We start from the raw sequence: 21626 nt of genomic DNA, 5'->3' as shown, positions 1-21626 counted from the left end.
ACACTAATCATTCCCAATCAGCCACAGTCGTCAGGCCCAAAGCGCCGCTTCTGTGAGTTCGATGAAAGCTTAACGGCTCTACTTACAGCAAACGTAAGCAGATTACTGAAGATTGTCTTGAAGCCAGCGACGAGTGCCCTCAACATCATACGCCTTTGCTCCGTAACCGCTTGCAAGCAGTGAATCTGGAAGGAATTCATCATATTTTTCCAGGTACTTCTCCGGAACGTCTGCGGCGAGTTCAGCCTCGGTGGGCAGGCCCGAGTTCATCATAAGTTTAAGCGCGTGCCTGACCGATGCCACGCTTGCGTCTTCAGCCTCAATCACACCGGCAAATGAACTGACTTTAAAGCCGAATCGCACGAGCAATGCTGTGATCGTATTGACGACTTTGTCCCCCATCCAGGGGAGCACGCAACAGTGCGGTCCCAAGGTGATAAAGTGAGCATCCTGCAGTTGGTAACGCCGAAAGTAGTTAAGGCCCTCTTTAAAGAGCGATCTTGCGGCGGCATCGGCATAGTCCACCCTCTGGTCACCAATCGCTATGCGGTAATCCCTTTCCCTGTATATCGCAAGCATTTCCTGGCGAACAACATCGTGCACAGACATGCCTCCACCGCTGAACAGCGGTGGCTGGCCACCTTTGGTTGATTCGACGTAAATGACCTTTTTCTCTGCATCAATTTCGGTCACCTTCCAGCGAAGCCCACCAAAGATGATGTGCTGCCCTGGCAAAAGGGGTGAGTCTACCGGAAGTGTGCCAAGAATCCGGCTGCCTGTGACTATGCGAAACTCTTCCGGCGTATTGAATACGGCATAAAACGTATAGTGGTTGGTAAGTTTCTCGCCCTCAGCGCCTACAACGACCTCTCCGCTCGCCAGCTGCGTGAGCAGCCCGCATGCACCCATGTGTTTGAGCAGTATTTTGAAAGCGGATAAATCGATATTCCGGAACGGACCTTTTTGACAGAGCTGTAACCAGAGCTGATCCGCCCGAACCCCACCCCACTGCGCGGTGATAGCGAGGATTTGATGCAGCAGCGTCGAGTAATGTTTCTGAGAAGTATCCGCTGGTTCGAACCATTGCTGCGAGATAGTGAGTCTAATCATTGCCATCGATTGAACCAGCTGCAGCCTCAGGTGGTCTATCATGCCACTTGTTGGTGTGAGTTCGCGTTCTGTAATGAGCATTCGCAGTACCGACGGAGTTCCACGCCGCCCTGAACGGCCCATGCGCTGACGCAGGCTTGAGACAGAGTGAGGAGGGGTAACCTGAATAACTGACTGCACCTTACCGATGTCGATACCCAATTCCAGCGTCATGGTACAAATAGCTGTAGTGGGCAAATCTCCTCGCTGTAATCGTTTTTCCAGCGTCTCGCGAAGTTCTCTGGCGAGAGAGCCGTGGTGGGGAAAGAACTCATTGGGGACGACCTTTTCCTCGCACATGTCGCTAAGCGTGGCAGCAATGCTCTCCGTACGCTTTCGGCTGTTGGCGAAGACCAGATGAGAATCACCACGGCAGAGCCTGAAGATGTCCGCACATACGCGCTCTTCAGCCGGCGCCTTTATCTCTTCGCCCTTGATGTTAACCGGCTCCAGATAGCCTTTAACCTGCACCTGAAGCATGGCCGAACTGCTGTTGTCCGTTATCGTTATGCACTCCAGCTGCCTGTCCGGGCGCAACTGTTCAGGCACTTTCTCCAGTTCGCCAAGTGTGGCGCTCAGCGCGACCCGGGGAACCGGATTATCGTGGCGACCGAGCACATGTTCAATTCTGTTCAGCAGAGACAATAGCTGCATGCCGCGATCTGTGCCAATGAACGCGTGAAACTCGTCAATGACCACATAGGCAACGGATGAAAATGCCTGCTTAAGCCAGCCCGATGAGTTAATGAGCAAAGACTCAAGCGACTCAGGCGTAATGAGAAGGATGCCGGAAGGATTGGCCCGGGCTTTCTGTTTTTTACTCTGAGGAACATCGCCGTGCCAGGGCGTCACCTTCATACCAAGCGCCTCGCCCAGACTTTCCAGACGACGATGCTGGTCGTTGATCAGCGCTTTAAGCGGGCTGATATAGACGATGCCAAACCCGCCGGTAACATCAGCCGTTGCAGAGCAGGCTGGCAGAAAAAACGCCTCTGTTTTACCCGCAGCTGTACCGGCACTGATCAGCACGTCGCGGTCACCTGCCAGGACGGCAGGAATTGAGCTCTCCTGCAGGGGTCTTAAAGCCGTCCAGCCCTGCCGGTAGACCCATTTCTGAACCCGGGGATCGAGGCTGTCATAAGCGCGACTCATAACCTGAAGCTGGCCAGGCCGTCATTATCTTCTTCGTCGTCAGAAACGGCGTCATCCATGTCGCTTGGTCTGTCATCCTCGATAGCAACGCCTGAGATTAACGACTGCCAGTTCATCGAACGGTTTTGCTCCAGAATGGCCAGCATATCCAGAAACCCCTTGATAGTATTGCGGGGGGTCCGGAAGTAAGCATCCCCGATAGTGTTACTGCAGTGGTGAAGAAAACCCGTGAGCGCATCATCCGAAACGAGATATTTATCCGTATCCCCACCAGCGTATACGTCACGGAGATTTTTTAGCAGAATATAGAGCTCTTCAGGCGTCAGGCTTGCGAGATGCAGTGCTGGAGAGGAGTAATCAATGACGCCAGAACGGTGTGCAAAGCGATTTTCAGCCAAGCGGGACTGAAGCGCTTCATAACTGTAAAGGCCCTTGCGCGGGTCAAACAGGAATTCGGGCGTGCCACCGAGGATAAACCCAAGGTTTTCAGCGGAGCCCTGCAGGCAGTCATTCAGGATCCGCAGGATTTGCTCATAATTTGCCGTTCTCGCCTGCGTATTGTTCAGCTTATAGAGATTCACCATCTCATCCAGGCTGACCAGAAGTCCGGCATAGCCCGCCTGGCGTACGAAGAGACTCATCAGCTTAAGCGCATCATAGAATGAGGCGTCTGAAATAATAGTACGGACGTCCAGATCGTTTCGGGCATCTATTTTCGTGGTGTATTCACCCCGCAGCCAGCGAATGGCATTGGATTTCAGCGCCTCATTATCCTGTTCATGCCCGCGCCAGAAAGCCTCGATGACTTTCGCAAAGTCATACCCACCCACCATTTCAGTCAGCGCTTCCAGACGTCTGTGGATCACCGCAGAAACGGCAGAGCTGTCTGCATCCGCCTCTTTTCGCGCCTCCGTAACGAAACGCTCCACGACGCTCAGAAGCGCATTACCATCCGGCTTATTCCGGGTGGACATATTTTTCATCAGCTCAGAGTAAAGATTACGCGCCTGTCCTCCCGATGAATGGATACGTCTGTCCGGGGAGAGGTCGGCGCTGACAGTGACCAGTTTTTTCTCCAGAGCAATAGATCTCACAACGCTCAGAAAGAAGGTTTTTCCCGAACCATATTCGCCGATGATCAGTCTGAAACTCGCGCCACCATCGGCGACTCTCTCAATATCCTGGTGGAGCGCCTTAATTTCATTTATGCGTCCAACCTGAATATGCTGGATGCCGATTCTTGGCGTCACGCCTGATTTCAGTGACTGAATAATGGCATCACGCTCTTTGGTTCTTATACGTGCTTCGGACATTTACACTTCCTCTAATTCTTCGGCAATTTCAAGGTCAACCCAGATATCATCTTCTGCATCGTCCAGTACTGGCGCATCGACCATTGCAAACGACCAGTCATTAATCACTTCAAGCGCTCCGCCCAGCATCAGGCCAAACTGCCCACAGAGATCGGTCGCTTCTTTGCGGGACCACTGTTCTTTTTCTCTCAGCTTTTCGTAAAGCTGACTATGAGCGAGGTCCAGTACTGCCGTCTGTGGCTCTGGAGGGGGTGCGCCCTCGCGCGGCTCTAATTCGTCTTCCGTAAAAATCGTGCTGAGTAGTTTGCGCACGTCATCCGTAGCCGATTCATGTCGGGCCAGCACCCTGGCATCAAGGGTAAACTCCTGTGGAGCAGGAGTTTTATGTGTGAAGACCTGTGCTGAGGGCTGTTCGTTCGTCGAATGCTGATGGATGATGCCGGATAGCGTGGAGGGATCGAGTCCCAGCCCCGAATAAATTTTTTCCAGCTGTTTGATTTCAGCGGCCTCGATGCGTCCATCTGAACAGGCCACGCTCACGATAAACTGGCCGACGGCTGCCTTTTCAGCAGGATTCAGCAACGCCAGCCTGTTTTTCATTCCCGTCATATTAGCCGGCGTGTGAAGCTGCCAGCTCAGATAGGCATGCAGGGAGCGCCTTTCATCTTCGTTAAAGTCCGGATTATGATCGATAGCGTTTTCCAGCACGGTCCGTTCTGACTGCTCTATGTTGTTATCGATCATGGCCACAATCGCCCCCAGCCGCAGCATCATGACGGCTGAAGTGAATGCCGGTGTCGGAGAGATGCGGTGTCCGTCTCCTGCTGCATATAACACCAGCACACCGCCGACTTCAGACTTCACATGGTGATAAAACGGATCAGGTGCCATCCGATATCCCATTTTTGCGGCAAAGGCCTGCATCAGATCGATTTCTTTTTTATTTAACTTTGGCGGGATACCCGCCCCCATATGCTCCCAGAAATCGGCAACCGAGGTTAAACCTGCTTGACCCGCAATGACGCCATCAGCCCAGTTCCTGAATGCACTTAATACTTTGCCTGCGCTTTCGTTGATGATTTCTGCTGGCAGTAACATAATCGCTGCAGTGTCGTTTTCAGAAGTATCTTTCCTGCCCAGATAACGACTGTAAGCATCCAGGTCTTCTGTACACACCTCTGCCAGTGTCACAATTTTCTGAATGGGACCTTTTAAGGAACTTGGATCAGGGAGATCGGCAACCGGAAGACGTACACCGCGCAGGCTTGGGCTGGCGGGCGCGTAATCAAGCCGCAGTCGTGTTTTGTTCGGCTTAACGACCATCCCGTCCCCAAATTTGAGGGTGTATCGCCGCTTGAAAAGCATCGCAAACTCTCTCGCACAACGACGGGCAGGGATACGTATCGCGTATTCCGCATGATGTGTCACCCACGTAAGCGCCAGATCGGCTGACACGGGTATTCCTGCTTCTACCGCTTGTGCAAGTGAGAGCTTAAACATCATGCCGTTACTCAATCCAGCCTCGTTGCCAGAAGCGGTATGGAGTTCAGTCTCCGGCCGCAAGATAGACATGGCTTCCAGCAACTGCGATGAGTAGTGGCGGAAGGAGCGGTTTTCAAAGAATACCGACCTCAGCCGCTCAACCTCAGAAAACAGCGAGCTAAATTCAGCATCGGATATATTTTCATCTCTGCTGTCCACAAGGGCCCTTCTCTCCAACCCATAGAGGTAGATAAACACATATCCTACAGGGCATGATGCATCACATCGGTCACTTGCCAGCCAACTGAGATATGCGCCGCGAGACTCTGGAGTAAGGGAGCAATATTGCGGCCAGTAACCCAGAGAACCGTCTTCGTAATCATAGGAAACATGCTGAGTCTTTAGCGTGGCATCAATCAGTGATGCTTCACTCCCATCATTATAATTTCCACTGAGGCTTTGCCCCGGAGGCTTCATCCGCTGGCCGAAATACAGGAACCCGCCAGCAATGACGAGCCCACCTACAGAGATCTCATTACCCGGCAGTATCCACTGAGCGAGAACGCCGCTTTTCTTGGAACTAGCCTGTCGTGGAGCGGCAGAGATCCGGTACTCCACAGTCCGTCCCGTTGTCAGCGTAAATGTTGCAAGCGCATCGTCGTCACTGTCATCGTTTACCACATTATCTCCACTGTTTTTGTTACCCGTTTTCCTCGTTCTGGGAGACTCTTTTTCGGCTTTATAGGAATTTGAATTGCCTGATTTGTGTTTTTTCTTTTTGAAAAACAATAAATAAATCAGATAAATTGCCGCTATGAATATCCATAATTCCATGAGCAATAACCTTTGTCTTAATTTGGTAATGAGTTATGACGCAAGTAGATTAATATTAAAATAATACTTTTATATCCACAGGGATAACACTAAATCCTTCACCCACCTAAGTCACTAATATTTATTAAAAAATACTTAAATGCATAAGCGAAGCCAGTATGATTTACTGTAACCAAACTAATCTGGGAGCAACCATCTTTGTGAGGGGGCAAAATCTTTCTGGACTCCAGCTCCTGAGATGCAGCAGGATTTTTGTGGGTGTCACGGTGAGGAAATTCGAATTGCTATCTTCCGCCGTCCGTTCTCAGCAGAAATTAGGTTTCATGTGCTTGTTGGCTGTGTGCATGAAAAGACTTTGCCAGGTGAAGACTTCACGAGAGTCTCTTAGCAAAACCTCCGTCTGCTAAAAAACCTATTACGTCCGCTTTTCGCTCATAGCGGACATTAGCGCCATGTCAGTCTGCTCTGTGCCAGAAGCGACGTTAACAATGCATGAAGGTACTCTCAAATATTATGGTAAATGTAGTGACGTCAGGTGCTTTGCTTATTGTTTATCAGAAATGCTTCAGCGAGTATTTCTGATAACAAAGTCCACGAAGCTGCATGATGAAAATAGACCTAATAGATCATATACATGTATATGTTGAAGATATTGAGCAGGCCGAGCGGTGGTATGATGAGGTGCTTGGATTTCCACGGGATCGTACGCTTCACTTTTGGTTTGAACAGAGTGGACCGCTGTTCATAAAGAATAACAGGACAGCACTTTCCCTTTTCCTGAGAAAGTCCCAGTGTCCCGGGCATACGATTGCTTTCGGAGTGGGAGCTCCTGGTTTTATCGAGTTAATACCGGCCCTTCAAAAGAATAATATCCCTTTCACCGTCTCTGACCATGATGTATCGATGTCTGTATACTTTAACGATCTCAGTAATAACAAGATCGAAGTCACGTCTTACGATTACATTCAGGCAAAGCAGATAATAGAGAGCTTAACTTAACGTTGCCTCTGTCGATTTCGGAAATTTCAGCGCTGTTTCATCTGGACAATCTGATAGTTAACAAAACGTCCAGGAAAGTGAATATTCGCTCCTCGCTCAAATGGGACCCTGACTAGCAGCTATTTGTTCTGTGCCAGTAGAGGAAAATAAGATGTCACCTCAGGTAATCGTCCGGTATCTTAGTTAGTGTCCGCTCTGTACCCAAAGCGGACATTGCTAAAATCGGGGTGTACTAATCTGCGGGGAGCAGATCGATTACATTCACTGCCAATGAATGATGCAGACATACCTCATGCCATAAGATTAGAAATAACTCAATTCTTTTAGACACTAATTTCGATTCCAAAAATAATTATTATATTATTCAGCATTTTTATTAACTGATTAAAAATAAGCGATTTTTAGCTAACACGATAAGGGACTTTTCTGATGATTGTATCATTTTATAATTGAGGCAGGCCTTTCAAAAAAGTCCTTCTTAAACATTATCAATCTTCTTCCTCGTCCTGAATCGGAACGATGAGGAGATCTGTTGTTAAAACATTGACCAGAGGCCGGGCTGAAGAAAGCAGTTTTCCCCAGAAGTCATGGTGATGGCCACAAACCACCAGATCGATGTGATATTTTTCCACAGCATCAGACAAAATCTGTGGAAGTTCTCCTCTCAAGTTCAATCTGTGAGCAATAGGGTAATTAGCTGTTTCCGACAGGGTTTTAAGGGCATTTTCGATCTCGAGTAAAGCGCTTTCATCTGTGACCCCAAGATTGGACTCTAAAATACCTGTGTAGAAAGTATTAGAACTGATATAAGCATGGACTAAAGATAGTTTACTTTTGTAAGGTCGAGCAATATTTACGGCCTTACGGACCAAAATCCTGCTCTGTGGAGAAAGATCGACTGCAACTAAAATATGGTTATAAGTCATGATTGAGTTCCTCTTAATGATAAATTTAAAGCTTTATCACCAATAAGTTTGAATACAAAGGGTAATTTCTCTAAGCAACACCCCACTCTCATGCAGTTCAGGCATCGGTCCGTCGCAGTATTTGACATTAAAATTTTTAAACATGTGATCTACTATGCCAAAAAAATAATAGTTATATTATTCATATCCATAGACAACGCTTAAGTAGAGATTTGAATATTAACTCGCTTCGCTTTTCTGACTTGCACTATGGAACTAAAACTTCAACCGACAAGGTTTCTTTATACAATTCGCCATTGCTATGCAATTTTCCTATATGCCCCGCTTCAACCAATACAGCTTCCAGCATCATTTTAGCGGCACTATCGCCATGATTCGTGGTTAATAAGTTAACTTGCTTGTGTATAAACTCATTGCTCAAGTTGCTACGCAGGCACTCCTGTAGCATAAGCGATGCCCACCGCCTTACTTCTGATTGAGTTAACATAATAACCTCCAGATAAGCAACCATGCTAAAATCATACGCCTGTAATTATCTTTAAAATTGATCAAAATCAATTTGTGTGACACGGTGTTAAGTTTATTAAATTCTCAATAGTGACAAATTAAATTTTTAAGATCTCATTACCCGCATACCTTGGGGCGAAATTTAAACGTCATTTAAGTTTGCATAGTCGCTTCGATTTAAATTGCGAAAAAAGACAAGCCAATGATTAGTAGAAAATTAAGCAATCCTGATGACAATATTCCCTATCACTCAACTTATAAATGTCGCTATTAAAGATGCGATATGATTCGGTTATGAAATCATTTATGGCATTCTCCATAAGATAACCATTGCTGCGAGTAAATTCGTGATTCGTCATTTCACTAAATACTATTTTTGACCACCTAATCTTCGTTTGGTTGATTTAGCTATCACCTTCCCCTACGCAGTAAAAATGAAAGCTTCAGCGAGAACGTGATGATTGAGTATTGCGTTAATAGCTTGCACTTTAGATAAGTTCTTTAACACGCCAACCTGAAGCTTTACTTAACGGATAGGCCGAAAGCTTGTCCCTTACCCCTGCCCCGGCGAAGCGGTAGACGCTGACCTGCTTCCGGTATCTTTTACGACTGGGGATACCCTGACCCGATAGGCAATAATCATTGCCGCAGCCAGCATTATGCATCCGGCGATGATGAATACTCCGGTGATACCGCTTAAGCCATAAACCAGTCCCCCTATAGCGGCACCGATGGCAATTGAGGATTGAACGGCGGCTACCACCATTCCTCCTGCACTTTCAGCCTCATCGGGTAGAGCACGCGCTACCCAACTGGACCACGCTACCGGCACGCCGCCAAATGCAAAACCCCACAACATAACCAGCAGAGTAAGTCCTGTGAGTGATACCGGCAGGGTTAACATAGCGAGTGCAGCCACCCCTACTAACGTGGGCATCACGATCAGCGTCAGGCGCAAGCTTCGTTCCATCAGCCATCCTGCCGCTAACGTTCCGAAAAAATTAGCAAGTCCAAATCCCAGCAAAATTAGCGCAAGTGTTTCACTTCCAACATGCGCGAGCGTTTCAAGCGCCGGACGTATGTAGGTAAAAAGCGCATACTGCCCGGTGTGTGCAAGCACGCAACCCAGCATCCCCACGCCAACGCCTGGCCGCTGCAGAAGAGAATAAACCGATGCTGTTTTGCCCCGGACAACCGGCGTCATACCGGGAAGCGTGAACCACTGAAAAATCAATGTGATGGCCCCTACTCCAGCGGCGACAAAAAAGGCGCTACGCCAGCCAAAAAGGCCGCCAATGTAGCTTCCCAGAGGAACAGCCACTACGGTGCCTAACGCGATCCCACTAAAAATAATCGACAGTGCGCGCGGTACTAACTTCTCTGGCACCAGTCGCATCGCCACCGCCGCCGCCATGCTCCAGAATCCACCGAGAGCGATCCCCAGCAAGACGCGCATTGCCAGCAACATCACGATGCCTGTAGATAGCGCCACCAGCACATTTGAAACGATCATCAAGACCGTAAAACTCAATAATAAGGTGCGCCGATTGAGCGCACGCGTTAGGCGTGGGACCATTAACCCGGCAAATAATGCAATTAACGCCGTAATGGTGACGGCCTGACCTGTAAGCGATTCTGACACCTGGAAATCCTGCGCCATCGGCGTGAGTAAACTCGCCGGCAGGTATTCTGCGGTTAGCAAGCCAAATACGCCCATGGTTAACGAAAACACGGCCCGCCAGGCAGGCCTGAATGGTTCATCACGGTTCAAGACTTCCTCGTGCGCATTCACACAGACTTCGTTTGTCATTACCGTTTTTCCTTCTTAATAGCTTTAAAAGCCGAAGTCTATGCAGGCTGGCGTGGATGATCTATGCTCTAAAACCCTCAATTTTTAACCCAAAACCCGAATATGAACACAGCGAATCCCTTTGCCCTGTCGTCTGAACTCATCAGTGAACTGCTTGCAGGTCTGCGGCTTCATGGCGTGCAGTATCGGCGGATACAGACTGGCAATACATTCGGTTTGCACTTTGCCAGCCGGCCGGGTCATGCTTATTTACACTATGTTGCCGTAGGAGATGTGCTGCTTAAAACCACAGGTGGCAATTGTCTTACGCTTTCTGCGGGTGAAGCGGTCTTTATTCCACACGGCATAGAGCATCAGCTGTTGTCGGCAACCACCGTTGACGTGATGAATATCGATGATTTAGAGACAGCACCACTGGATGATAATGTGAGTGGACTGGATAGCTGTCCCAGTACTCAGGAGACGCCAAGTGCGGTGATGTTTTTTGGTTGTATGGAAATCAATTTAGGCAGCATGCAACGACTCGCAGGGGCGATGCCCGAAATTATGCTAGCCGATGCACAGGGCACTCACTGGCCTGGACTCATGCATATACTCGATGCGATGAAACGCGAGATATGCTCCGGACGCGTGGGTTATGCCGGTATTCTTGCCAGGCTGGCCGATGTCGTTGCCGCGATGTTTATCAGAGGTTGGGTGGAAAACGGTTGTGATAATAGCCCGGGACTGGCCGCTGCCCTGCGCGATCCGCGTTTGGCCCGCGCCATTCTGGCCATTCATCGCGAACCGGCTCGGGATTGGAGTGTGGCAGATCTCGCCGCTGAATCGCATATCTCCCGATCCGCATTCGCGGAGAGGTTTCAGGCAACAATCGGTATACCTCCCCTGCGCTATGCAACGGAAGTGCGTATGCAACTGGCTATCCGCTGGCTGTCGTCAGAAAAAATCACCATTGACGCTGCCTCACAACGCTTAGGTTACTCCTCGCAAGCTGCCTTCAGTCGGGCATTTAAACGCGTGACAGGCAAGTCTCCCGGTACACTGCGTATGCCAAACTGAGGCAGTTTAGGTCGTAATGCTTGTCAGTTAAGAGATGAAAACCCCAACTACCTGGCGCACACCTTGTAGCGGCGCAATTTATTGCGCGATAAATCGCGCCGCTACGGAATGTACGGTAATTAATTCGGGGCTTAACTGATCGGCATTAGGCAGTTTAGGTCGGGATTTTATTCAGCGAATAGAGTGATATTTAATATTGGGCATCATTATGAAAACAACTCAATTTACATTCGCTGTCTAACACATCGCATGACCTACCCTACTTTTAATTTCTGCACAAAATCACGAATTTATTAAATTGAGCAAATGCGTCACGGTTCTGGAGGGATTATTGCGGCGCCAGGCAAAAGCGATATCGGTGAACAGAGTGTTATTCTCTATTTCACAAAACGTGATACCCGGGTTATTCACACAGCATAGGGACGCGGGTACCAGCGCGATTCCGCACCCTGCTCCCACCATGCCGAGAGAAGACGTGATTTGTGGCGCCTGAATAAATCGGGTCGTGGTGAACCCCGCACGCAGACACGTGCTGGCGATCAGCTCATAGAGACTGGGAGCGACGTCACGCGGAAACATAATCAATGTTTCATCCACCAGTTGTGATAGCGCAATGGTGTGCAGATGGCTATATGCATGACCCGCAGGTAACGCAACCATCATTCTTTCAGTAGCGATGACCTTCAGGTTGAAGGCTTTGCTGCTTTCACAGGGTAGGCGAATAAATGCCGCATCCAGCAATCCATCTCGCAAATCCTGCATTAGCAAAGCCATATTCTCTTCCCGCGTGTTGAGCTCCATTGCCGGATAACGCGTTTTAAAACGGTGGATAAGATCAAACACCGGTGCACCGAAAGCGACTGAACTGGCGAACCCCAGCGACATCTGCCCGCTTATACCTCGCGCCATGCCTCGAGCTTTCTCAAGCGCATGGTCAGCCAGCTGCACAATCTCTGTGGCATCATTCAGGAATGCCCTCCCCGCGTCGGTAAGCTCAACACCGCGTGTCAGACGTTTCAGTAAAGGTGTCCCGATCTCGTGTTCCAGCCGCTGAATTTGCTGGCTCAGCGGTGGCTGAGAAATCCCCAGCATCTCCGCGGCACGGGTGAAATGTAGCGTCTCCGCGACGGCTACAAAATAACGCAGATGGCGAAGTTCCATATCAAATACGTCTCAAAGTTAACAGGTTTCGCTATTGGATTCCGTAAGCCAAAAAGCCCACCATGATATTAACACGGCTTAACTATTGGTTTGCGAGGTAGCAAATGTGTAATTTTGTATCTGACTGTTCATGCGGGGAACAGTTGAAAGAGACCGTCTTAAAACTCAATGATGATTCACCAGAAAAGGTTATCTATCAGACCTCCCTCATGAGCGCACTGCTGAGTGGTGTTTATGACGGATCCACCACGGTTTCCGACTTATTAAACAAAGGCGATTTTGGTTTGGGTACCTTCAACCAGCTTGATGGCGAACTCATTGCCTTCGACAGTAAAGTCTATCAACTACGCTCCGATGGCAGCGCCAATCCTGCCAAACCCGAGCAACAAACACCGTTTGCTGTAATGACCTTTTTCAAACCTGAATATCATCACCGCTTCAGCGGAACCGCGACGCGAGAAGAGGTTCACCGGGTTATCGACAGCAAAATCACTTCAGACAATCAGTTCTGCGCCATGCGCATCAGTGGCCGCTTCCAGGCCGTTCAGACACGTACCGTTCCCAGTCAGTGCCGCCCTTATCGCTCAATGCCTGAGGTGCTGGGCGATCAGCCAACCTTTGCATTCAAAGAGACCCAGGGTGAATTGATTGGCTTCCGGACGCCGCAGTACATGCAGGGGATCAACGTGGCCGGTTATCACGAGCACTTTATTACTGATGACCGGCAAGGCGGCGGGCACATCCTCAACTATGTGCTCAAGGAGGGAACGCTGACTTTCGGTGCGATTAGCAAGCTGGTCATTGATCTCCCTCGGGATAGCGAATTCCTTCAGGCAGAGCTCAATCCCCACAATCTTGATGAGGCCATTCGGGCCGTCGAAAGCTAACCGCAGAGGTCACTATGAAAACGTTAAAAACCAACACACTCTGGAACAGCGGCGCGGATTTAGTTGTCGCACAGCTTGAAGCGCAGGGTGTAAATCACGTGTTTGGCATCCCCGGAGCCAAGATTGATAAAGTGTTTGATTCGCTGGTGGATTCACCCATTCAGCTCATCCCTGTCAGGCATGAAGCGAATGCCGCCTTTATGGCCGCGGCGGTAGGCCGACTCACAGGGCATGCAGGTGTTGCACTCGTGACCTCCGGACCCGGCTGTTCAAACCTGGTGACCGGTATGGCAACCGCCACCAGCGAAGGCGACCCGGTGGTGGCAATTGGCGGAGCGGTAAAACGATCGGACAGTGCCAAACAGGTTCACCAAAGTCTGGATACCGTTTCGATGTTTCGCCCGGTCACAAAATATGCTGTTGAGGTCACTTCTCCCTCAGCGCTGACTGAATGTGTCTCAAATGCATTTCGTCATGCTGAAAACGGACGCGGCGGCGGCACATTTATCAGCCTGCCACAAGATATTGTCGATCAACCTGTGTCCGGCAGCCCTTTGCAAAGCAATGGGCACATAAAGCTGGGCGCCGCTCCCGATGCCCTGATTGAGGCTGTCAGCCAGGAAATCACTCGGGCAAAAAATCCGGTCATCCTGCTGGGACTGATGGCCAGTCAGCCAGAAAACAGTGCCGCAATCCATGAATTACTGTCGAAAAGCCAGATCCCGGTAACCAGTACTTACCAGGCCGCAGGTGCAGTCAGACAGGAAAACTTCTCACGGTTTGCCGGACGAGTTGGATTATTTAATAACCAGGCCGGAGACCGTCTATTACAGCAGGCAGACCTGATCATCACTATCGGTTACAGCCCGGTTGAGTATGAGCCGGCCATGTGGAACAGCGGCAAAGCAATCCTGGTACATATTGATGTGCTGCCGGCTGATACGGATAACCTTTACCTGCCCGACGCAGAACTGGTAGGCGACATTGCACAGACCGTAAGCAAGATTGCCACCCGCATCACCTCGCCGCTTCAGCTCAGTTCCACCGCAGCCTCTGTGCTGGAAGATCGGCAGCAGCAACGGCAATTATTGGCAATACAAGGCGCCAGCTTGAATCAGTTTGCGTTGCATCCACTGCGCATCGTGCGGGCGATGCAGGACATCATTAACGCTGACATCAGCCTTACTGTTGACATGGGAAGCTTTCACATCTGGATAGCGCGTTATCTGTATAGCTTCCGCGCGCGCCAAATCATGATCTCCAATGGCCAACAGACCATGGGTGTCGCCCTGCCCTGGGCTATCGGTGCATGGTTAGTCGATCCCTCGCGCAAAATTGTATCGGTCTCCGGGGACGGCGGATTCTTGCAATCAAGCATGGAACTGGAAACTGCCGTCAGGCTCAAGGCCAATATTCTGCACATCATCTGGGTCGATAACGGCTACAACATGGTCGCCATGCAGGAAGAGAAAAAGTACCAGCGCATTTCAGGTGTCAATTTTGGCCCGGTTGACTTCAAAGCCTATGCCGAAGCGTTCGGCGCTGCCGGCTTCTCAGTAAACAGTGCCGCGGACCTGGAGCCAACGTTGCGCCGCGCCATGGATGTCAGCGGCCCGGCAGTGGTCGCTATCCCGGTCGACTACAGCGATAACCCGCTGCTGATGAGTCAGCTACACCTCAGTCAGCTTCTCTAAATAACTATGAAGGATGTCATTATGAAAAACAGCGTCGCATTTGTGACCGGCGCCGGTCAGGGCATTGGCGCAGCCATTGCCTTTCGCCTGGCAAAAGACGGCTTTGCCGTTGCCATCGCGGATTTCAACCTTGAAACAGCGCAGCATGTCGCTGATGAGATTGTCCGCTCGGGGGGAAAAGCTTTGGCGCTGCAGGTTGATGTCACCCAACGCGACAAGGTATTTCACGCTGTTGACGAGGCACGCCATGCGCTGGGCGATTTTAATGTGATCGTGAACAATGCCGGTATTGCGCCATCAACACCTATCAGCGATATCACCGAGGAGCTGGTTGATAAGGTTTATAATGTCAACGTCAAGGGGGTGATTTGGTGCATGCAGGCGGCGATCAGCGCTTTCGCCGCTGAGAACCACGGCGGCAAAATCATTAATGCCTGTTCTCAGGCAGGACATGTAGGCAATCCGGAACTTGCCGTATACAGTTCCAGTAAGTTTGCCGTTCGCGGGCTTACGCAGACAGCGGCAAAGGATCTTGCGCCTAAAGGCATTACGGTTAATGCTTTCTGTCCCGGCATTGTGAAAACGCCCATGTGGGAATCCATCGACAGACAAATTTCGGAAGCGGCAGGTAAACCCGCCGGATTTGCTACGGAGGAGTTTGCCAAGCGGATTACTCTGGGCCGCCTATCTGAGCCGGAAGATGTGGCTGCCTGCGTTGCATTTCTGGCGGGACCCGACTCCGATTATATGACCGGGCAATCGCTATTAATCGATGGCGGTATGGTATTCAACTGATTCCAGGATCCTGCTTACCCGCACAACAATGTGGGTAAGCTGTTAGCCCTGAGCATTTACCGATAAATCTCATTCCGTTGTATATAAAGCAATTCCGGCAAAATAGGATGTACGCCTTAATAACTTCACGTTGTAGGGAAGCATCGTTGCTTTCTTCGCTGATGCAATATGATCTGTATCCATTCAGGTAAACGTTTTTATTTCTTTTTTAGTCCGGCTCAAAACCCCTATATATCTTACTGAGTCGATCCCTAAACACCACGGGATCGTGCTCCAGACGTATGCGTGCGACTGACTGTATAGAACGCGCTGTAATGGTTTTTCTGTCGCTGATAATATGCAAAACATGGGCTTTCAGCTGAGAAACGATAGCGCTTCGCAGTGCATTTTTGTCGCTGAGCGAGCCTACCGTCAGCTCTGACATGAGGTTCAGAGGACAGCGGATAAGCCAGCCGGCATTTTCCGGATTGATCTCCGGCAGTGCCCGGACGTTAGTTGTAATCACCGGGCAGCCGCAGGCCTGCATTTCCAGAATGGAAAAGCCGTATGTCTCCTGCCAGGTTGGCAGCAGCCCGACGTCAGAGGTCTTAATCAGCGCCAGAACCGCCTCGTTGGTTAGCGATTTATGGTGCCGGAATAGCGGGCATTCACGTAGCGTGTTCTCCACGCCTCCCCGAAAAACGGCGTCGTCCTGGAATGCCTGGTGGGCCACGTTATGCGTCTTGTCTGTATCGCCCACGATATTGACGCGCACGTCGTTCACGCTGATCAGGTTTTCCCTTAACAACTGGCTAAAGGCCAGCACAACTTCTGCCCCTCCTTTGCGATAGAACTCCTTTCCCACGAAGGTAAACGTCAGTGGGCCTCTCTGAACTGCAGCATTTTTTTCCTGTAGTACCGGCTGCGGGGGATGCAGCACGTGCAGTTTTGGCGCGATGAAGGTCTGCTCTTTCGGGAAATGCTCCAGCAGCCGCAGCTGGATCTGCCTTGTGGCTTCGGAGATAGCGATGATGCCTTTACAGCGTGCAGAGCAGACATGCCGGAGTTCCCGTGCCAGCTCGGGATTGTCAAACTTCAGTATTCCCCTGACGGGCAGAACACGGGGCAATTCGGTTTCAAAGGTCGCTACCCAATCGTCCGGCCCCGAAGAGACTTCGTTAAAAAGGTGGATAATGTCCGCTTCAACTGAAGACATCAGGGGCAGCGGCCGGAAAATAAAGAGTTTATTTTTGTGCAGCACGCGCTGCCTTATGAGGTTGATCCAAGTCCAGATGTTTCGGGGTCGATAATCCAGGTAATGATGTGAAGGGTCTGTAATGATATTTCTCTTTTCTGGGTAGCCGCTCCCCCCCACGATAATCTTCATTATTCCCCCTGCTGGCGAGTATGAGAAAAATAAGTCCCATGAATAATTAAAAAACCGGCATTTGATAATGTTCAGCAAGTACGTGCGCGTTTCATCGGTGGTTATTGTTTGCAGAAAAGACCTAAAGTCGTCATGGCCATCAATACTGTTCAGATCAACTGCGCAGCACCCATTTAGGAACAAGCAACACAGCGGGAGAACAGAACCTGGATTGCTGCGGTCTTTAACGTTACCGACATCTGATCAGGTGAATGCAGCACCAGACTCGCGCAAAATAGGCCGTGCGCAGACGCCTCCCGACATGGGTAATTATGCACAGGCACGGAAGTAAAATGCGTGTATCTGCCGGGATTTAATAGCTTTCCGGAAAACGTCGGCAGAGAAAGTGCCACTGCTAATTAAAAATTCGGGTTGCCATTCGTAGGTTGGGTAATATGGCAAATCGTTGATCATCGACATTGGCAAACTTTTCTTAGCAATAGCTGGGGGCAACGGTTAACCGCCTGCTAATTTTTTTTGATCCCTGATTGGAGTGCCTGATATCCCACAAGGCCATCATTCACAGCAAGGGATCGAGTACGCGAAAAGCTGATATCGGAGTCGACATGATCGGGTTTGCCGGCGTTCTTGCGGTTACTATAAATGCATCAAGAGAACATGCTGAGTGCTCCCGTCTAAAAAACGAATCTTATCGCCTAATCACATCATCTGGTGAAAAAACACCACTAATGAATGGAATCATTATTCGCAAATCTCTGTCACTAATCTGATTAATAAAAAAGACCTTCACTAATTTTATTCTAACAGCCACACTATTAACCAAATAAATTTAGGGTGATTCATTAACAACACTAACACCATCAACACAGCCATGTATGTGAGAAACGTTAAATGTACTCTAACTCAATATGGATCATGTTAGAAAAGTCAGTCAATATCATTGGACTAATATATATCAATGCACTGATGGCAAAATACATTGGCCCTGAAGATTTTGGTAAAATAAACATTTCAACTTCACTTTTTATCTTTGTACAAACGCTATCGTGGTTTGGTGGTCAGAATATTATTTTCAAACGCATGAGTGAAAACACAAAGTCTGGCATCGCACTGGCGATGCACACGCAAAACCAACGGCGAGTGTTCTTTTTACTTTCATCAGGTTCAGTTTTACTCTATCTCTATTTTTTTACTGATTCAATTGTGTTTTTATTTGGTGTGGCTAACTGCATTGCCACATACTATATTGTGATGGACTTCTTTTCTATCTACAACAACACTCAGTTAAAATCAAAAATTAATACAATAACTAATGTAATTGGTTTATCTACCGCCCTATTGATTCGATTCTATATTTCACATTTCAAGCTGCCAGTATATTACTTCACTATCCCCATCATCGTCATCCCTCTCATACCCTACATTATGCGCCTCATCTATTTTCGCTACACTACCCAAATTAAAGAAAATAGTAAGGATGTGAGGATATATAACCGATACATGCTATTCACTGGGGGGGCTTTGATTTTATCAGGTCTATCTGCAGACATATACACTCAGATATCGAGCATTTTTCTGGCAAACATCCTTTCTTACTCAAACTTAGGCGTTTATAGCGTCGCGTTAACCATAGGAGGTGCCTGGTCATTTATTGTGCTGGCATTAATAACAAGCTTCTTCTCAAGAATATACAGTGAAAAAGATCAAATCATCGTTGAGTTACTGCTGCTTAAAATCAATCGACTCGTAATCCTGTTTTCACTTATTGCTTTAGGTGGGTTCTATATTTTTGGCGATTTTTTTATCCATTTACTTTATGGTGACAAGTATATGGATTCGGTCAACATCATCCCTATAATTATTATTGGCACTATGTTCTCATCATTAGGGACTATTTGTTATCGCTATATGATAAAAGAGTCTGGATATAGTTACCTGGCTAAAAAAATGGTTTTATGTTGCATCTTAACAATACCGTTATCCTGGTTAATGATTAATGCCTTCGGGATTAACGGTGCCGCTTACTGTTTTTTGACGGTTGAGATTTTATCTTGCACGTTGCTCAATTACTTCTTCAAAAATAAAACGATTATCAAAATGCATCTTAACATTTTCAAACTGAGATAATTTTAATGAAAATGATAAAACACACAGTTAAATCAGCTTTAAAAATCAGTGCTTACATGTACCCTGAGTTTTGTGCTAAAACCCACTACTATATTAAGTTCAAGAAAAAACTGAACTTAACAAACCCTATTAATTTCAATGAAAAAATACAGTGGCTTAAATTCAATGAATTGAGTGGAGACATTTATACTTTGTGCGCTGATAAGTATAAAGTCAGGGAGTATATTGCATCTAAAGGGTGTGGTGAAATCCTTAATGAACTTTACGGCGTGTATGATGACCCACAAGATATTGACTACAATGCGTTACCCGAAAAATTTGCACTTAAGTGCAATCATGGCGCTGGCTATAACATAATATGTAATAGCAAATCATCACTGGATATTGAAAAAACCAATAAGCAACTCAATAAATGGTTAAAGCAAGATTTCTCCACAAATTTTGTTGAACCGCAGTATAAGAAAATAGACAGAAAGATATTATGCGAGAAATACATCGAAAACCAGCACGGCGGTTTTCCTGAAGATTATAAATTCTACTGTTTTAATGGAAAACCTTACGCAGTAATGGTCTGCATGGAACGAGAGAAAGGCACCCCTAAGTTCTATTATTTTGATATGAACTGGAACCCTCTGCCCTTTGAAGATACTGTTGAATTAATAAAGAGCAATCAGCAGCCAAAAATGCCTCAGGGGTTCATTAAAATGAGAGAGTATGCGGTTAAACTGGCATCTGATTTTAAATTTGTTCGCGCGGATTTCTACCTTCTTAACGGCAATGTTATTTTTGGTGAATTGACATTTACCCCCTCTGCGGGGCTCGATGTTACATTGCAGGAAGCAGATGTTATTTTAGGCAGCCAACTGAAGTTATAGCTTTAAGAGTGTTAAAATTACTGACTTTCGGAGCAGGACATCACGTGACGTAAACCTGCCTGCTCCGCTTCACTTTGAAATATTTCTCTTTTTTCCTCCCTCATTCGCGATCCTAAACACAGCTGATACAGACAAGGGTTATGAGTGGTCTTTACTTTCAAAGCAAGGCCGGAAGCCCCACAACCTCTCTTAACGCGGTTCGATTTAACGGACCCATTTACCGCCTGACAGCCTGACCTGTTGAAGCGTCTATACTGATATGCAGGAATAAATAATCCTCAGATAACCGATAAGAGAATGGTTACTGATTGTTTTAACTTATCCGACAACGTAGGTTGTTGGCTTAATAAAAGGGAAAGTGATGCCATTTATATTTGTTGAGTTATCTGGTGCTCCAACATGGGTGCCTGCTGTATTGCTCGTCACTCTCTCACTTGTCGTGGGTTTTCTGGCGCGATTCATTCTTCTCAGGTTTATCCGCTACTGGCAAAATCGGGACAGAAAGCTTTTTAAATCACTCGAAAAGCATCTGCGAGGATCCCTGTTTTTGTTCATTCCCTTACTGTTAATCAGTGCGGGGCTTAATTATGTTAACATCCAACCTGGATCCCTTAGCTTCATTACAACAACCGTTAATATATTTATTATCTTATCATTCTGTTCTGTACTCATTCGATTGACTAACGTAGCGCAGGATATGCTTTTCATACGCTATGACATTAATCTTTCGAATAACCTTCGCGCCCGAAAAATTCGCACTCAGATAATGTATGTAAAGAAGGTCGCTATTGTTGTATTGGTGACATTCTGTGTTTCTCTCATTCTCCTCAGTTTCCCTGGCGTGCGAAAATTTGGTACGACGATCCTCGCTGGTGCCGGGGTTGCCGGCATAATAATTGGCTTTGCCTTGCAGAAGTCGCTAGTTAATTTGTTTGCCGGAATTCAGATAGCCTTTACACAACCGATAAAAATTGATGATGCCGTAGTGGTTGAAAATGAATGGGGCTGGATTGAAGAGATAAACCTGACATATGTTGTGGTACGTATCTGGGATTTGCGCCGCCTGGTTTTGCCCATTACCTATTTTACAGAAAATGCTTTTCAGAACTGGACGCGTAACAACGCCCAAATATTAGGATCTGTTTTTCTTTATCTCGATTATTCAATGCCATTAGATCCGTTGCGAAAGCATTTTGAAAAAGTGCTCAGTGAAACAAAACTCTGGGATCAACAAACTCAGGTGCTACAGGTTACTGATACCAGTGACAAAACCATGACCATTAGATTATTGATGACGGCACAAAACTCCCCCACTGCCTGGGATTTACGCTGTTACGTGCGGGAAAAAATGATTGAATTTATTCAGCAAAATTATCCACAAAGCCTTCCTCATGTCAGGGCGACACTGACTGAGGCAGGTGTGCGAGAGACGAGCAGTTAACCCTCGTAGTTCTCCAGGCGAGAACAGGATTTAATTAAAAAATTGTAGC

16 protein-coding genes and 1 pseudogene are annotated in these 21626 nt (G+C 47.8%); 8 read left to right on the top strand and 9 right to left on the bottom strand.

From position 1 onward, the window contains the following. Positions 1 to 102: 102 nt before the first annotated feature. The 3 genes from AC6I8K_RS19160 to AC6I8K_RS19150 are packed head-to-tail and all read right to left on the bottom strand — an operon-like array spanning position 103 to position 5930. Positions 103 to 2301, bottom strand: a complete 2199-nt coding sequence (locus tag AC6I8K_RS19160) for a DEAD/DEAH box helicase (RefSeq protein WP_483818094.1) — start codon at positions 2299 to 2301, stop codon at positions 103 to 105. Continuing rightward, positions 2298 to 3614: an ATP-binding protein gene (locus tag AC6I8K_RS19155; RefSeq protein ID WP_483818095.1), complete on the bottom strand. Its 1317-nt coding sequence runs from the start codon at positions 3612 to 3614 to the stop codon at positions 2298 to 2300. The genes AC6I8K_RS19160 and AC6I8K_RS19155 overlap by 4 nt, the downstream gene beginning before the upstream one ends. After that, complete coding sequence (locus tag AC6I8K_RS19150) at positions 3615 to 5930, bottom strand: tellurite resistance TerB family protein (protein WP_483818096.1); 2316 nt, start codon at positions 5928 to 5930, stop codon at positions 3615 to 3617. Positions 5931 to 6536: 606 nt separating this feature from the next. Between AC6I8K_RS19150 and AC6I8K_RS19145 the strand changes: the two genes are divergently transcribed. Beyond that, positions 6537 to 6929, top strand: a complete 393-nt coding sequence (locus AC6I8K_RS19145) for a VOC family protein (RefSeq protein ID WP_497827658.1) — start codon at positions 6537 to 6539, stop codon at positions 6927 to 6929. Positions 6930 to 7417: 488 nt separating this feature from the next. Here AC6I8K_RS19145 and AC6I8K_RS19140 read toward each other — a convergent pair whose 3' ends face one another. The 3 genes from AC6I8K_RS19140 to AC6I8K_RS19130 all read right to left on the bottom strand — a co-directional run bounded on the left by AC6I8K_RS19140 (position 7418) and on the right by AC6I8K_RS19130 (position 10172). Continuing rightward, positions 7418 to 7855, bottom strand: a complete 438-nt coding sequence (locus AC6I8K_RS19140) for a universal stress protein (protein WP_497827302.1) — start codon at positions 7853 to 7855, stop codon at positions 7418 to 7420. 247 nt (positions 7856 to 8102) lie between these two features. Beyond that, a complete protein-coding gene (locus tag AC6I8K_RS19135) occupies positions 8103 to 8342 on the bottom strand; it encodes a hypothetical protein (protein WP_483818098.1) in 240 nt (79 codons plus the stop codon). Positions 8343 to 8915: 573 nt separating this feature from the next. Further along, positions 8916 to 10172, bottom strand: a complete 1257-nt coding sequence (locus AC6I8K_RS19130) for an MFS transporter (RefSeq protein WP_483818099.1) — start codon at positions 10170 to 10172, stop codon at positions 8916 to 8918. 102 nt (positions 10173 to 10274) lie between these two features. On the opposite strand from AC6I8K_RS19130, the gene AC6I8K_RS19125 reads away from it, so the two are divergent. Next, positions 10275 to 11231: an AraC family transcriptional regulator gene (locus tag AC6I8K_RS19125; protein WP_497827301.1), complete on the top strand. Its 957-nt coding sequence runs from the start codon at positions 10275 to 10277 to the stop codon at positions 11229 to 11231. A 282-nt stretch (positions 11232 to 11513) separates the two neighbouring features. On the opposite strand, the gene AC6I8K_RS19120 is transcribed toward AC6I8K_RS19125, so the two are convergent. Continuing rightward, complete coding sequence (locus AC6I8K_RS19120) at positions 11514 to 12392, bottom strand: LysR family transcriptional regulator (RefSeq protein ID WP_497827300.1); 879 nt, start codon at positions 12390 to 12392, stop codon at positions 11514 to 11516. Positions 12393 to 12496: 104 nt separating this feature from the next. Here AC6I8K_RS19120 and budA point away from each other — a divergent pair, with 104 nt between their 5' ends. From budA to AC6I8K_RS19105, 3 genes are read left to right on the top strand one after another with little or no spacing between them, the layout of a single operon-like run. Further along, entirely contained in the window at positions 12497 to 13279 is a 783-nt protein-coding gene (gene budA / locus AC6I8K_RS19115) for an acetolactate decarboxylase (RefSeq protein ID WP_497827299.1), read from the top strand. Positions 13280 to 13293: 14 nt separating this feature from the next. Further along, complete coding sequence (gene alsS / locus AC6I8K_RS19110) at positions 13294 to 14973, top strand: acetolactate synthase AlsS (protein WP_497827298.1); 1680 nt, start codon at positions 13294 to 13296, stop codon at positions 14971 to 14973. Between the two features lie 21 nt (positions 14974 to 14994). Next, positions 14995 to 15768: a (S)-acetoin forming diacetyl reductase gene (locus AC6I8K_RS19105; protein ID WP_497827297.1), complete on the top strand. Its 774-nt coding sequence runs from the start codon at positions 14995 to 14997 to the stop codon at positions 15766 to 15768. A 208-nt stretch (positions 15769 to 15976) separates the two neighbouring features. Here AC6I8K_RS19105 and AC6I8K_RS19100 read toward each other — a convergent pair whose 3' ends face one another. Together AC6I8K_RS19100 and AC6I8K_RS19095 are read right to left on the bottom strand one after the other, a co-directional pair. Then, positions 15977 to 17134 (bottom strand): glycosyltransferase family 4 protein, encoded by a 1158-nt coding sequence (locus AC6I8K_RS19100; protein WP_497827296.1) that lies wholly within the window; start codon positions 17132 to 17134, stop codon positions 15977 to 15979. A 411-nt stretch (positions 17135 to 17545) separates the two neighbouring features. After that, a pseudogene (locus AC6I8K_RS19095) lies at positions 17546 to 17775 on the bottom strand (anti-virulence regulator CigR family protein); the annotation flags it as partial. Between the two features lie 250 nt (positions 17776 to 18025). On the opposite strand from AC6I8K_RS19095, the gene AC6I8K_RS19090 reads away from it, so the two are divergent. The 3 genes from AC6I8K_RS19090 to AC6I8K_RS19080 all read left to right on the top strand — a co-directional run bounded on the left by AC6I8K_RS19090 (position 18026) and on the right by AC6I8K_RS19080 (position 21577). Continuing rightward, the gene (locus AC6I8K_RS19090) at positions 18026 to 19261 is read left to right on the top strand and encodes an oligosaccharide flippase family protein (RefSeq protein WP_497827295.1); all 1236 of its coding nucleotides are present in this window, start codon (positions 18026 to 18028) and stop codon (positions 19259 to 19261) included. Between the two features lie 5 nt (positions 19262 to 19266). After that, positions 19267 to 20136: an ATP-grasp fold amidoligase family protein gene (locus AC6I8K_RS19085; protein ID WP_497827294.1), complete on the top strand. Its 870-nt coding sequence runs from the start codon at positions 19267 to 19269 to the stop codon at positions 20134 to 20136. Between the two features lie 361 nt (positions 20137 to 20497). Further along, the gene (locus AC6I8K_RS19080; protein WP_497827293.1) at positions 20498 to 21577 is read left to right on the top strand and encodes a mechanosensitive ion channel family protein; all 1080 of its coding nucleotides are present in this window, start codon (positions 20498 to 20500) and stop codon (positions 21575 to 21577) included. Positions 21578 to 21626: the final 49 nt, after the last annotated feature.

The sequence above is a fragment of the Pantoea sp. X-Soil-ISGK-421 genome (assembly GCF_059730785.1).
Note: the sequence above shows the minus strand (reverse complement) of the source record. Positions and strands in the feature narration are given on the sequence as shown.